This window comes from Streptomyces sp. NPDC001980, assembly GCF_040296885.1.
In the GTDB taxonomy this organism is placed as follows: domain Bacteria; phylum Actinomycetota; class Actinomycetes; order Streptomycetales; family Streptomycetaceae; genus Streptomyces.
Window position 1 is genome coordinate 1 of the sequence record NZ_JBEOYD010000089.1, and the last position, 14,003, is coordinate 14,003.

Consider the following 14,003-nt stretch of genomic DNA (forward strand, 5'->3'; position numbering starts at 1 on the left):
TATCGGCCACTTCGACAACGAGATCGACATGGCCGGCCTCGCCAAGGTCCCCGGCATCGTCAAGGACGAGGTCAAGCCGCAGGTCCACACCTGGACCTTCCCCGACGGCAAGGTGCTCATCGTCCTCTCCGAGGGCCGCCTGCTGAACCTGGGCAATGCCACCGGCCATCCCTCGTTCGTGATGTCCAACTCCTTCGCGGACCAGACCCTGGCCCAGATCGAGCTGTTCACCAAGCCGGACGAGTACCCGGTCGGCGTCCACACGCTGCCCAAGCACCTCGACGAGAAGGTCGCCCGCCTGCACCTGGACTCGCTCGGCGTGAAGCTCACGACGCTGCGCCCCGAGCAGGCCGCCTACATCGGCGTGAAGGCCGAGGGTCCGTACAAGCCGGACCACTACCGCTACTGAGCCCCTGCGGAAACCGAAAGCGCCCCACCTCCGGGTGGGGCGCTTTCGGCGTTCTCGGAGAAGATCCGCCACCTCACTCCAGCACCGACTCCAGCGTCTTCCACAGCAGCGCCCAGTTCTCGGTGAAGTACATGTGCCCGCCCGGTATGTCCACGAGGTCGGCCCCCGCGGCGGCACACTCCGCCCAGCGAGCCGCGTCCGCGCGCCCGACCAGGGAGTCCTCGGTGCCCCGCAGCACCGTCACCGGGACCTCCAGGGCCGGGCCGGGGGCGGGGACGTAGCCGTCCTGGATCTCCAGGTCGGCGCGGAGGGCGGGCAGCAGCAACTCGCGCAGTTCCGGTTCGTGCCAGGCGTCGTGGTCGTAGCCGACCAGGTCACGCAGTCGGGCGACGAAGGCCTCGTCGTCCAGGAGAGCGCCGTCCATACGGGGACGCGGCAGTCCCGGCGCCGCGGCGCCGCTGACCACGAGCCGTTCGGGGAGCGGTCCGCCCCTGTCGGACAGCAGCCGGACCGTCTCGTAGGCGAGCAGGGCACCGAAGCTGTGCCCGAAGACGGCGTACGGCTCGGTGCCGGCGAACCGGCGTATCTGGTCGGCGCACACCTGGGCCGCGTCCCGCATGGAGGTGCAGGGGTCTTCGACGAACCGCTCGTCGCGCCCCGGGAGCTGGACCGGGACGACCCGGAACGGCAGGTCGGGGGAGTCCTGCCAGGGCCGGAAGACGCCGGCCCCCGCTCCGGCGTAGGGCAGGCACATCAGGGACAGGGGCATGGTGCTCCTCGTGGGGGACGGAAGAAGTCGCGCGGGTGCGAGGGCCGGGGATCAGTGGTGGGCGGTTCTTCCCCACCGGTTGAGCGCACGGGCCCGGCGGGCTCCCCGGCCGGTGTCGGCCGACGGGACCTCGGCCAGGGTGTCCAGGCGGTCGAGGAAGTCCGCGAGACCGCGCACGGTCGTGTGCCGGAAGAGATCGGCGACATGCAACTTCGGGTAGCGGGGCCGGAGTTGGGCAAGGATGCGCAGGATGCCGGAGGAGGTGCCGCCGAGGGCGAAGAAGGTGGCCGCGGCGTCGGTGACCGGGGCGCCGAGGATCCGCTCCCACACCTCGGTCACGGCCTGTGCGGAACTGCCCGTCGCCGGTGCCGCCGGGTGCGGGGCGGGGGCGAGGTCCGCGGCCCACCCGGTGAGGGCCTGCCGGTCGAGCTTGCCGTTGGGGGAGCGGGGCAACTCCGGCACGGCGAACCAGGCGGTGGGCAGCATGGCCCCGGTCAGCCACCGCGCGGTGTCCCGCCGTAGGCCGGCCGCGGTTTCGGCGGGCAGCGCGCGAGGGCCGACAGGGCCTCCGGCACCTTCGGCCGCCTTGAGGACGACGAAGGCCACCACCCCCGTACGGTCCGGGAGCAGGGCGACGGCGGCGTCCCGCACGCCGGCCGCACGGCGCAGCGTCGCCTCGATCTCGCCGGTCTCGACGCGCTGGCCGAGGATCTTGACCTGCTGGTCGGCGCGGTGCAGGAAGGCCAGGCCGACGCCGGGGGAGAAGGCGACCAGGTCGCCGCTGCGGTAGCCGGTGGAGCCCGTGGACCCCGGCAGTACGGGGAAGCGCTCGGCGGTCAGATCCGGGCGGCGCCAGTAGCCGTCGCCGACACCGGTGCCCGATATCAGCAGTTCGCCGGGGCAGCCGGGCGGCAGGTCGCGCCCGTGCGGGTCGACGACGCGGCAGCACACGCCCGGCAGCGGCAGGCCGATGTGGACGGGCGTGTCCGGCACGACCCGCCACAGCGTCGTGTAGACGGTCGCCTCGGTCGGTCCGTAGCCGTTGAGGACCGGGCCGGGGACGAGGCCGGCCAGGTCGGCCGCGAGGTCCGGGTCCAAGGGCTCGCCGCCGACCAGCAACGCCCCGAGGCGGGAGAGGAAGCGGCGGCCCTGCGGGGACGCGGTGTGGAGGCGGGCGGCCGACGGGGTGCACTGGTAGAACGCGCCGGCCGGGTCCGGGAGGTCCTGGACCACGGTGCGGTGGCTGGTCAGGTGAAGGGTGCGACCGCAGGTCAGGGGCCACACCAGCTCGATGAGGCTGATGTCGAACGCGTACCCGGTGCCGGCCAGGACGACGGACGGTCCACCGGCGAACCGCGCGTCGAACGCGGCGAAGAGGGCGCACAGGCTGTCGTGGCGGACCACGGCACCCTTCGGGCGGCCGGTCGACCCCGAGGTGTACATGATGTACGCGGGTGCGTCGGGCGCGGTCCGCGGCCAGGCGGCGGGCGTCGCCGCACGGGCGTCGGGTGCCACGGTGGGGATGCCGGGCAGCAGCGGGGCGGTGGCGATGAGCGCGGCGGGGTCCGCGTCCTGAAGGACGTAGCGCAGCCGCTCGGCGGGGTGGTCCGGGTCGAGCGGGACGTAGGCGGCGCCCGCCCACCAGGCCGCCAGGATCGCGGTCACCAGGTCGGGGGAGCGGTCGAGGTGGATCCCGACGCGGTCGCCGGGCCGGACGCCGGCCTCGATGAGCGCGGCGGCGAGGCCCTGGGCGCGGGCGGTCACCTCGGCATGGTCCAGTTCCCGTTCGGCGGTGCGCACGGCGACGGCGGACGGGCAGGCGGCAGCGCGGGCCTCGACCAGGCGGTGCACCGGTGTCCCGGCGGCGGCCGGGACGGCGGCGGACAGGCCGGCCAACTCGGCGCGTTCCGCGGGCGTGAGGAGGTCGTGCTCGGTCAGCGGCCGGGGCTCGTCGGCGGCGAGCGCGGCGAGGGCGGCGACGAGATGCGAGAGGAGACGCTCGGCCGCACGGGCGTCGAGCGCGCGCTCGGGGTGGGCGACGACGAGGTGCTGTGCCCCGTCGGGGGCGTGCAGCAGGGTGACGCTCAGGTCGTACTCGACCTTGTCCGACACCGGCTGCTCCAGCAGCCAGCGCAGCCCGCTCGCGTCCACCACCTCGGTGGCCGACTCACCCTGAGTGCAGATCAGTTGGGTGAACGGCTTGAGGTCGGGGTGCCGTGGGGCTCCGGTCGCCGCCAGGATGTCCTCGATGGGCAGCTCGGCGTGGTCGACGGCGTCACAGAGCGCGTCCAGGGTGCGCTCGAGAAGGTCCTCGGTGGTGGCGCCGACGAGGTCGACGCGGACCGGGACGGTGTTCTGCAGACACCCGACCACCGAGACGCCCTGCGCGTCCCGATGCACGCCGCTGACCGTGGCGATCACCACGTCATCGGTACTGCCGTACCAGCCGGCGACCCAGGCGAAGGCACTCATGACCTGGGTGAACGGGCTGGCGCCGGTCAGCGCCGCGCGGCGCCGCATCCGGTCGGTGAGGTCGTCGGGCAGCCGGGTCGTGACCTCGGCGCGGTCGCGGTCGGCCCCCGGCGTGAGCTGCGGCAGGGTGCAGTTCTCGGGCGCGTCCTTGAGCGTCGTGGTCCAGAAGTCCCGCAGTGTCGCGCGGTGTTGCCCGGACACGTCGAGGGAGGGCGGCTGCGCGGCGGCCAGGTGCTCGGAGCCGAGGCCGTGGGCGGTGGTCAGCGAGGTGAGCAGGGCCGCGGCGGAACCGTCGTCGAAAACGCCGTGATGGACGGCGAAGAGCAGGTGCGCGCGATCGCCGCGGTGCAGGAGCACGATCCGGCACAGCGGCGCCCCGGCGTGGTCGAACGGGGCGCCCAAGGCGGCCTGGTGCTCGGCCAGGACCAGGTCGGCCGCGGTGTCGTCGGCCGGCAACGGCCGGATGTCGAACGGCACGTCGGCCACCGGATGGACGCGCTGCACCAGACCGTCGGCAGTCATGTGCAGGGAGACGCGCAGCGCGGGCTGGGCGAGGAGCACGGCGCGGACGGTGCCCACCAGCCCGGCGGCGTCCACCGTGCCGGACACCGTCAGGCGGTGCACGATCGCCGGCCGGGGCTGTTGCATGTCCAGCACGAAGAAGCGGAGCTGCCCGGGAGTCGCGGGATTCTGCATGCGGCGTCCTGTCCTCTGCGGTGCGGAGACCTTGAATTCCAATTGTGCAGCAGGTGGTACCAGAAATGGATGGTCCGATGCGCGCGGGCCGGGAATTATCCGGGATATGACATTGATTGACCTGCGTCTGACGATTTCCCCGTTGCTCTCGACGGAGAATCTGAAGAGCCTGTATCCGGTGTGCTGAAACCAAGGTCCGCGCCGATCTACGGGGGTTGTCCGATGTCCCTTGAAGAAATGTCCGATATTGCTTCCGATGGTGGTTCGAATGGGCACTTCCAAATGAATCACCAGGAAATATGGAAGGATTTTCTGGGAGCTGACGCCGATGTACACGCGAGCTTTATCGCCAATGGCGGGGATTCTCTCAAGGCGGTACTCCTCGCGGACCGGCTGTCCGCGCTGACCGGCCGCGAGATCGAGTACCTGGACGTTCTGGACGCGCCGAACGCCGCTGCCCTCGCACGGTCCCTCGGCACCGACAAGTCGTGACCGCCGCCGTGCCGCTGCCTCTCACCCCGGGGCAGGTCGACCTGTACCTGGCCGACCGCGCCGCGCCGACCGCGGCCACCTATGTCTGCGCGCTCTTCCTGCGCGTCGAGGGGCCGCTCGACGCGGACGTGCTGCGCGCCCGGTTCGACGCCCTGCTCGCCGCCCACCCGGTGCTCGACTGCCGGGTGGCCGACGGCGAGCGGGGCCCGGTCCTGGTGCCGGCCCGCCGTTCCGCCCGCCTCTTCGTCACCGACGGCCCCTACGATCCCGACGGGCCGCTGGCCCGGGCCCGGCTGCGCCGCGAGGCCGCCCGCCCCTTCGACCTCGACGACGGCCCCCTGGCGCGGGTCGTTCTCGTACGGCACACCCCCTACACCGCCCACCTGTGCCTGACGGCCCATCACCTCGTGGTGGACGAGACCTCGATGGCGGTCATCGCCCAGTGGCTGCTCGGTGACCGCCCCGCTCCGCCCGAGCAGTCCTTCGCCGCATGGGCGCAGACCCAGCAGGAGCTGCCCGCGGCCCGCCGCGAGCGCGCCGCCGAACTCGCCGACGACCTCGCCACCGGAGTCCGCCTCGCCATGGACTGGGCACGCACGGAGGAGAGTTCGGCCGACGCGTCGAACACGCAGGCCGTGCAGCTGCGGATCAGCGACGCGGTGTGGGACGCGGCAGGCGCACTCGCCACCCGTCTCGGCGTCACCCGCCTGTCGCTGACGCTGGCCGCCGCCGGACTGGTCCTGAGCCGCAACAGCGGCGCCGCACGGCCCGTGCTCGGCACCGTCGTCTCCCGCCGCGCCCCCCGACACGCCACCGCCGTCGGCTACTTCAACGCCACCGTGCCGGTCCCCGTCGACACCGCGGACGCGGAGCGGAGCGAACCCCTGAGCGTCGCCGACTACGTGCGCCGCACCCACCGGCGGGCCATGACCGCCTACCGGGACGCCGATCTGCCGCTCTCCACCGTCCTGCCCGCGACCGAGCGCACCGGGTTCAGCCTGGTCGTCGTCGCGTGCCGCACCCTGTCACCGCTCGACGGCGGGGCGGGCACCGGTGTGCGCGCGAGGCCGCTGCCCGACCCCGGTTTCGGGCCGGCCCAGTTCCCCCTCACCCTCTATCTGCGCGAGGACCTCGGCGGCGACCGGCGCGGCCTGCTCCGGTACCGCGCGGCCGAGGTGGACACCGCCGCGGCCGAACGCTTCTGCCGCCAACTGGAGGCCACCTTCCGCGCCATGGCCGATTCCCCCGACGCCCCCGTGCACCGCCTGTCCACCCTCCCTGGCCTGCCTGGCCTCCCCTCCGCGGACAGTGCGGCGCCCGTCGCCCCCGCCCCGGCGTCCGCCGGGAGCGACCTCGCGGCGCTGTTCGCCGCCCAGGCCGCCCGACGGCCGGACCGCACGGCCGTCAGCTGCGGCCCCGAGCAGCGACTGTCGTACCGCCAACTCGACGATCGGGCAACGGCCTTGGCCCGCTCCCTGGCCGAGTCCGGGGTCCGCGCCGGGGACCGGGTCGGCGTCAGCCTGCACCGCGGCGTCGACCTCGTCGTCGCGCTGCTCGCCGTCCTCAAGGCCGGCGCGGCCTACGTACCGCTCAACCCGGACTATCCGGCCGAACGGCTCGCCTTCATCGCCGAGGACACCCAGATCGCCGCCGTTGTGACCGACGGGGCACCCACTCCGCTCCCGGACCGCCTGACGCTTCTCCCCGTCGACGCCGTTCCCCGCAACGCCGACACCCCGCTGCCGGCGCCGGACCCGGAGCGGGTGGCGTACGTCATCCACACCTCGGGCTCCACCGGCACCCCCAAGGGCGTGTTGGTGCGGCACCGCAACGTCGCCGCACTGCTCGCCGCCACCGCGGGCCCCGACGGCTTCGGTCTCGGGGAGGACGACGTCTGGTCGCTCTTCCACTCCTTCGCATTCGACTTCTCCGTCTGGGAGATCTGGGGCTGCCTGCTGACCGGCGGCCACCTCGTCGTCGTATCCCACGAGACGGCCCGCGACCCGGAGTCGTTCCACGCGCTGCTGGCCGCCGAGGGCGTCACCGTCCTCAACCAGACGCCCTCCGCCTTCGCGCAGTTGCTCGCCGCCGACTCGGCCGCGCCGCGGCCGCTCGCCCTGCGCCTGCTGATCTTCGGCGGCGAGCCGCTCGACGCGCGGATGCTGCTGCCCTGGCTGGACCGCTACCCGGAGCGGGTGTGCCGGGTCGTCAACATGTACGGCATCACCGAGACCACGGTGCACTGCACCTGGCGCGATCTGTCCCGCGCGGACGCCCTCGCCGGCACCCGTTCGGTCGGGCGGGCCCTGCCGGGCTGGCGCCTGTACGTCCTGGACGAGGCGGGCCGCCCGGTGGCGCCCGGAGTGCCGGGCGAGATCCATGTGGCCGGCGCCGGTGTCACCGCCGGATACCTCGACCGCCCCGAGCTGACCGCCGAGCGCTTCCTGCCCGGCTCCGCCGTGGGCGTCGACGAAGAGGTCCTGTACCGCTCCGGCGACCGCGGCCGGCTGCTGCCCGACGGACAGATCGAGCACCTCGGCCGCCTCGACGACCAGGTCAAGATCCGCGGCCACCGCATCGAACTCGGCGAGATCAGCGGCGCGTTGCTCGCCAACCCGGCGGTGAGCGGCGCCGCCGCCGTGGTCCGCGACGCGCACGACGCGGCCACCGCCCGGATCGACGCCTACCTGGTCCCCGCCGGCAGCGACGTGGACCTGCCGGAGCTGCGCCGATGGCTCGCCGAGCGGCTGCCCGACCACATGGTGCCCGCCACCCTCACGCCGGTCCCGGCGCTGCCGCTGACGGTCAACGGCAAGCTCGACGCGGCACGCCTGCCCGGACCCGCGGGGCCCCGCGGGTCCGGCACGCCGCCCGAGCACGGCGCGGCCTCCGCACGGCCCGCCGACGACGCGGGCGAGCCGGATCCGCCCGAGCGCATCGCCGAGCTGTGGCAGCAGCTGCTCGGAGTCCCGGTCGGCCGGGACGACAACTTCTTCGAGCTGGGCGGCAATTCGCTGCTCGCGGTACGGCTGAACGCCCTCCAGCGCTCCAACGGCTTCCCCGGCTCCCAGCTCAAGCACATTTTCCGCAACCCGACCCCACGCCGCCTCGCGGCCGTCATCACCCAGCCGGTCGGCCGACCTGCCCCCCAGGAGGAAGCGTGAGCGAGTCCCCCGACCACGACACCCCCCGCCCCTACGAGGATTCCGGTATCCCGGAGGCGGTCGCCGTCATCGGCCTGGCCCTGCGGGTGACGGGCAGCTCCGACCCCGCGGCGTTCTGGGACGGCGTCGCCGGCGGCGTCGTGGCCCTGCCCGGACGCGGCCCCGGCGGGCACCTGCGGGCCGGCCAGATCGACCGGTTCGACCGGTTCGACGCCGGCCTCTTCGGCCTGCTGCCCGCCGAGGCCGCCGCGATCGACCCCCAGCACCGCGTCCTGACCGAACTGACCTGGGCGGCCCTGGAGGACGCCGGGGTCGATACCGCGCGCGCCACCGACCGCGTCGGCGTCTTCGTCGGCTGCGGCAGCGAGACGTACTACCGCGATCACGTCCTGAAGGACGAGAAGACGGTGCGGGCCCTCGGGGCCGAGCAGCTCGCCCTCGGCAATTCGCGGGACTTCCTCGCCACCGGCCTCGCCTACCGCCTCGGACTCACCGGCCCCGCCGTCACCGTGCAGACCGCCTGCTCCACCTCGCTGGTCGCCGTGCACCAGGCCATCCGCAGCCTGCTCACCTACGAGTGCGACATCGCCATCGCCGGCGGCGCCACGGTCCACCCCGCGCCGGAGCCCACCTACGAGTTCGTCGAGGGCGGCATCACCTCCGCCGACGGCCGCTGCCGGGCCTTCACCCGCGGCGCGGCCGGCACCGTGCCCGCCAGCGGAGCGGGCGTCGTCGTCCTGCGCCGCGCGAGTGATCTGCCCGGCACCGGCGAACGGGCCCGCGCCCACCTCCTGGGCAGCGCCGTCAACAACGACGGCGCCGCCCGCATGAGCCTGACCGCACCCAGCCCGCAGGGCCAGGCCGACGTACTGCGCGAGGCGCTCGCCGTCGCCGGGCTCGAACCCGGCGACATCGCCTACGTCGAGACGCACGGCACCGGCACCGCCCTCGGCGACCAGGTGGAACTCGCCGCGCTCGCCGAGGTCTACGGCCGGCGCGGCGGGCGCCCGCTGGCCCTGGGCTCGGTCAAGCCGAACATCGGCCACTGCGACACTGCCGCCGGCGTCGTCGGCCTCGCCAAGGCGGTCCTGGCGGTGGAGGCGGGCGTCCTGCCGCCGACCCCGTCCCAGCCCGGCGACGGCCCCGACGCCGACCTCGGTGACCCGGACTTCACCGTGCCGCGGCAGGCCCGGCCCTGGCCCGAGGGCCCTCGCATCGCCGCCGTCAGCTCCTTCGGGCTCGGCGGCACCAACTGTCACCTGCTGCTCACCGCCACGCCCGAAGCGGACGGTGCGTCAGGCCGGGAGTCGCCGTCGCACCCGGTCGACAGCGCCGCGGACCTGAACCCGGCGCCGCACACCGTCGTGCTCTCCGCCGCGACCCCGAAGTCCCTGCGCGCCAAGGCCGCCGACCTCGCCGCCTGGTGCACCGGACCCGGCACCGACGTACCGGCCGGGACACTGGCCGGCGCCCTGTGGCACCGGCGCCGGGCCCTCCCGGAACGCTGGGCGATCGCCCTGCCCGCCGATCCCGCTGCCGCCCGCGAGCGGCTACTCGCGGGCCTGACGGCGCTCGCCGCCGACGGCGGCAGCCGCCAGGCCGTCGCCCAGCCGCTGCTCGCCGCCGTCCTGCCGGGCCAGGGCGTCGACCTGGCCGCCGCGGGCGCGGGACTCGCCGCCGCCGACGACCGCTTCGCCGCCGACCTCGCCGAACTGGCCGCCGCGGTCCGCGCAGCGGGCGGACCCGACCTCGCCGACGCCCCCGGCTGGGCCACCGACGACGTACGCCTGCTCGACACCGCGGTCGTCCAGCCCCTGCTCTTCGTCCTCGGCCTGGCCGGTCTGCGCCATGCCGCCCGGCACGGCCTCGTCCCCGGGCTGCTGCTCGGGCACAGCGTCGGCGAACTGACCGCCGCGACGCACGCCGGCGTGTTCACCCTCGCCGAGGGGGCCGCCGCGATCGTGCGCCGCGGCCGTCTGATGGGCGCCGCACCACCCGGCGCCATGACCGCCGTACGCGCCGACGAGCAGACCGCCGTACACCTCGCCAAGGGGCTGGAGGTCGACGTCTGCGTCCTCAACGGGCCCGCCAACACGGTGTGCGGAGGCGCCGTCGACGCCGTCGCCGCGTTCGAGGAACGCTGCCGCCAGGCCGGCGTACGCACCACGCGGCTGCCGGCGAGCCGCGCCTTCCACTCCCGGTCGATGGCCCGAGCCGCGTCCGAGTTCGAGGAGTTCGTGGCCACGTTGACGCTCCGCGCACCGGGCGTGCCGATCATCTCCGGCCTCACCGGCGCGCCGCTCACCGACGCCCAGGCGGTCGACCCGGCTTACTGGGGAAGCCAGTTGCGCAGCACCGTCCGGTTCGCCGACGCCGTGACCACACTGCTCGACGCGGCCCCGGACACCGTCCTCGGCCTGCACCGGGCCCGCGCCGGCACCGCCGAGATCCGCCGCGCCTCCCGCGCCGCGGACCAGGGCGTCCTCGTCGTCGACGCGTCCGGCGGACCGGCCGCGGACGAGAACGCCCGGTGGCGCGAAGCCCTTGCCGCGCTGTGGACCGCGGGCCACGTCCTCACCGACCCGCCGCCGCCCACGGACGCCCTCCCCCTGCCCGCCTACCCGTTCGCCGACGACCGTCACTGGGTCGACGCCCCCGGATCGCCCGAGCCGAACCCGGCCCCGGGCGCACCGGCCGTCCCGCAGGACGCGGAGCCGACCACCACCGAGGAGATCCGCGCCATCTGGCAGGACGCCTTCGGCGTGCGCGACCTGCGCCCCGACGACAACTTCTTCGACCTCGGCGGCACCTCTCTGCACGCCGCCAACCTGGTCAGCGTCGTCAACGACGCCCTGCTGGTGGAGATCCGGCTGCAGGACCTGTACGAGCAGTCCTCCCTCGCCGGGTTCACCGCCCGCGTCGAGGAACTGGTCGCCCAGCGCGACGACGAAGCGCTGCTGCGGCTGCTGGAGGAGATCGAGCGCGAGGACGGAACCAGCGACCGTGAGTGACCTCACCAAGCGCCTCGACGCGCTCACCCCGGAACAACGGCGTCGGCTCGGCGCGGGCCTGCGGGCCCGCCGCACCGCAGCCCTCACGACCCCGCCGAGGCCGCCCGAGATCCCCGAACGGCTGCGCCGCAGCCTCTACTTCTTCGCCAGCACCGACCACGCCGACGCCGCCGCGTACTACGCCTTCGTGCTCCAGGCAGCGGCCGCTGCGGACGCCGCCGCACAGCACGCGGTGTGGCTGCCGGAACGGCACTTCGTCGACTTCGGCGGGTTCTCGCCCAACCCCGCGGTGCTCGCCGCCGCCGTCGCCGCCACCACCCGCAACCTGCGCATCCGCGCCGGCAGCGTCGCCGCCCCGCTCCACCATGCGGCCCGTATCGCCGAGGACTGGGCCGTCGTCGACGGCCTCTGCGGCGGCCGCGCCGGCATCTCCTTCGCCAGCGGCTGGCACCCGGACGACTTCGCTCTGGCCCGCGAGGACTACGCCGAGCGCCGCGCGACCACGGCCCGCACCATCGAGGAGGTCCGCGCGCTGTGGCGGGGCGCGTCCCTTCCGTTCGCCTCCACCGCCGGCAGCACCACCGAGGTCGCCACCCGGCCCCGGCCCGTCCAGCCGGAGCTGCCGGTGTGGCTCACCGCGACCGGCACCCCGCAGACCTTCCTGGATGCCGCCCGCGCCGGCTACGGCGTGATGACCGCCCTGCTCGGCCAGACCCTGCCCGCCCTGCGCGAGAACATCGCCCGCTACCGCCGGGCCTGGCAGGACGCCGGCCACCCCGGAACGGGAGACGTCGTCGTCATGGCCCACGCCTACGTCAGCGACCGCCCCGACCTGGAGGAGCACCTCCGTCCCGCCATGCACGCCTACCTGAGGTCCTTCCGCAACCAGACGTCCGGCACCGACGAGGAGGTGCTCCTGGAGAGCGCCTACCTGGATTTCCTCACCGGGCCCTCCCTGCTCGGCACACCGGCCAAGGCCCGCGCGGTCCTCGCCGAGCTGGCGGCGGCCGGCGCCGACGAGGTGGGCTGTCTGATCGACTTCGGGCTGCCCGCCGCGGACGTCCTGCAGGCCCTGCCCGCCCTGCTGCACATCACCGCCCCGGCCGAGGAGACCACCGCCCCGGCCCTGGAGACCCGCGCATGAGCGCCCCCGCGAACCAGGGCCTGGCCGCCCGCCTCGCCCGCCTCAGCCCCCGGCAGCGGGCCGCACTGGCCGGCCGTCTCGCCGCCGCCGACGGCCCGGCGCTGCGCCCCCGGCCCGGCCCCCGCGACCGTTTCCCGCTCGGCATGGACCAGGAACGCCTCTGGGTCCTCGACCAGCTCGCCCCCGGCACCACCACCTACACGCTGGGCTATGGGCTGCGCGTCCTCGGCGACTTCGACCGGGCCCTGTTCACCCGGGCCACGGACGCCCTGACGCAGCGTCACGAACTCCTGCGCTGCGGCGCCGAGTCCGAGGACGGCCGCCCCGTCCTGCGGCTCCACCCCGACCGCCGCGCCGACCTGACCTGGACCGACCTCACCACCGACGGCGCACCCCGAGGGCCCGAGGAGGTGGAACGCCGGCGCCAGGAGTTCATCGCGGCCCAAGTGGCCCGCCCCTTCGACCTGGCAGCCGACCCCGTGCTGCGCCTCGCGGTCGCCAAGATCGCCGAGGGCGACCACCAGATCGTCGAGACCATGCCGCACTCCTTCACCGACCAGCACTCCTACGTCCGTCTCAACGACGAACTCCTGGAGTTCTACCGGGCGTTCGCCGAGGACCGGCCGCCGCGCCTGGCCGATCTTCCGGTGCAGTTCGGAGACTGGTCCCACTGGCAGCGGGAACACTTCGCCGGCCCGCACGGCCGACGCCACCGGGAGTTCTGGCGTACCTTCCTGGAGGGCGTACCCGAACACCTCGCACTGCCCTACGACCACAGCCCGTACACCGACGACCACGCCGGTGAGCACCACAACTTCACGCTCGACAGCACGGTCGGCAAGGCCTTCTTCGACCGCGCGCGCGAGGCCCGCACCACCCCCGCGACCGCCATGACCGCGGCCTACGCGGCGCTGCTGCACGAACGCACCGGCCGGCGCGATCTGGTGATCGGCATCCCCACGTCCACCCGGTCCGAACCCGGGTCCGAGCCGCTCATCGGGTTCCTGCTGACCAGCATCCCGCTGCGGATCCGGCTGCCCGAGGCGCCGACGCCGCGGGACGTGCTGGCGGCCACCGCGGCGGCGGCCGGCGCCGTTGCCGACCACCGCGAAGTGCCGTTCGGCGAGATCGTCGAGGCCGGCGCCCCGGGCCGGGCCGCCGACCGGTACCCGCTGCTGCAGACCATGCTGGTGCAGCTGGACATCGACGGTTCCCGGTCGCTGGAGCTGCCCGGCGCCGAGGTCTACGCCAACGCGGTGCCCGAGGGCATCTCCACCATGGACCTCACCACTGCCTGGTGGCGGGTGGACGACGTCGTCTACGGCCGCATCGAGTACCGTACGGCGCTCTTCGAGCACGCCACCGTCGCCGCCCTGGCCGACCGGCTGCTCCAACTCGTCGAGCAGTTCGCGTACCGCCCCGACGAGCCGCTGCGCCGCCCGCTGCCCCTGCCCCCGGCCCCCGTCGCCTCCCTCCTCGGCGCCGCGGACCACGGCCCCCCGGCGCCGGACCCGGAGGCCGGGCGGACGCTGGAGCGGGTCACCGCCGTCTGGTGCGAGATCCTCGGCACCACCGCCGCCGCACCGGACGACATCTTCTTCACCAGCGGCGGCACCTCGATGCTCGCCGTGCGCCTCGCCCACCGGCTGCGCGCCGACGGCTTCACCGTCGCCCTCAAGGACGTCTTCACCCGGCCGACACCCGCCGGGCTCGCCGGACTGCTCGGCGCCCGGCGGCACCCGGCCCCGGCCGCGACGCGGCCGTTCCGTCCATAACCATTATGATTATATTTTTTGGTTGCCGTTCTACTTTTTTCACTTTCGCTTCCACCGAATGATAATTCATC

8 protein-coding genes are annotated in these 14,003 nt (G+C 74.3%); 6 read left to right on the top strand and 2 right to left on the bottom strand.

Translation table 11 applies throughout. The annotated features are described in order from the left end of the window. Positions 1 to 409 (top strand): adenosylhomocysteinase (locus tag ABT137_RS50410; RefSeq protein WP_351720680.1); only part of this gene is annotated, 409 nt, incomplete at its 5' end. Positions 410 to 482: 73 nt separating this feature from the next. Here ABT137_RS50410 and ABT137_RS50415 read toward each other — a convergent pair. After that, positions 483 to 1,178 (bottom strand): thioesterase II family protein, encoded by a 696-nt coding sequence (locus tag ABT137_RS50415; protein ID WP_351720682.1) that lies wholly within the window; start codon positions 1,176 to 1,178, stop codon positions 483 to 485. Between the two features lie 51 nt (positions 1,179 to 1,229). Next, positions 1,230 to 4,346, bottom strand: a complete 3,117-nt coding sequence (locus tag ABT137_RS50420) for a non-ribosomal peptide synthetase (RefSeq protein WP_351720684.1) — start codon at positions 4,344 to 4,346, stop codon at positions 1,230 to 1,232. A gap of 222 nt (positions 4,347 to 4,568) precedes the next feature. On the opposite strand from ABT137_RS50420, the gene ABT137_RS50425 reads away from it, so the two are divergent. The 5 genes from ABT137_RS50425 to ABT137_RS50445 are packed head-to-tail and all read left to right on the top strand — an operon-like array spanning position 4,569 to position 13,932. Beyond that, complete coding sequence (locus tag ABT137_RS50425; protein WP_351720686.1) at positions 4,569 to 4,838, top strand: acyl carrier protein; 270 nt, start codon at positions 4,569 to 4,571, stop codon at positions 4,836 to 4,838. After that, positions 4,835 to 8,002, top strand: a complete 3,168-nt coding sequence (locus tag ABT137_RS50430; RefSeq protein ID WP_351720689.1) for a non-ribosomal peptide synthetase — start codon at positions 4,835 to 4,837, stop codon at positions 8,000 to 8,002. Before ABT137_RS50425 ends, ABT137_RS50430 begins: the two co-directional genes overlap by 4 nt. Further along, entirely contained in the window at positions 7,999 to 11,013 is a 3,015-nt protein-coding gene (locus ABT137_RS50435) for a type I polyketide synthase (protein WP_351720691.1), read from the top strand. The genes ABT137_RS50430 and ABT137_RS50435 overlap by 4 nt, the downstream gene beginning before the upstream one ends. Continuing rightward, entirely contained in the window at positions 11,006 to 12,157 is a 1,152-nt protein-coding gene (locus ABT137_RS50440) for a MupA/Atu3671 family FMN-dependent luciferase-like monooxygenase (RefSeq protein WP_351720693.1), read from the top strand. The genes ABT137_RS50435 and ABT137_RS50440 overlap by 8 nt, the downstream gene beginning before the upstream one ends. Beyond that, positions 12,154 to 13,932, top strand: a complete 1,779-nt coding sequence (locus ABT137_RS50445) for a condensation domain-containing protein (protein WP_351720695.1) — start codon at positions 12,154 to 12,156, stop codon at positions 13,930 to 13,932. Before ABT137_RS50440 ends, ABT137_RS50445 begins: the two co-directional genes overlap by 4 nt. Positions 13,933 to 14,003 lie beyond the last annotated feature (71 nt).

Excerpts from the sequence above, each read along its gene's own strand:
- ABT137_RS50415 (WP_351720682.1), bottom strand. The coding sequence starts at position 1,178 with ATGCCCCTGTCCCTGATGTGCCTGCCCTACGCCGGAGCGGGGGCCGGC.
- ABT137_RS50420 (WP_351720684.1), bottom strand. The coding sequence starts at position 4,346 with ATGCAGAATCCCGCGACTCCCGGGCAGCTCCGCTTCTTCGTGCTGGAC.
- ABT137_RS50425 (WP_351720686.1), top strand. The coding sequence starts at position 4,569 with ATGTCCCTTGAAGAAATGTCCGATATTGCTTCCGATGGTGGTTCGAAT.
- ABT137_RS50445 (WP_351720695.1), top strand. The coding sequence starts at position 12,154 with ATGAGCGCCCCCGCGAACCAGGGCCTGGCCGCCCGCCTCGCCCGCCTC.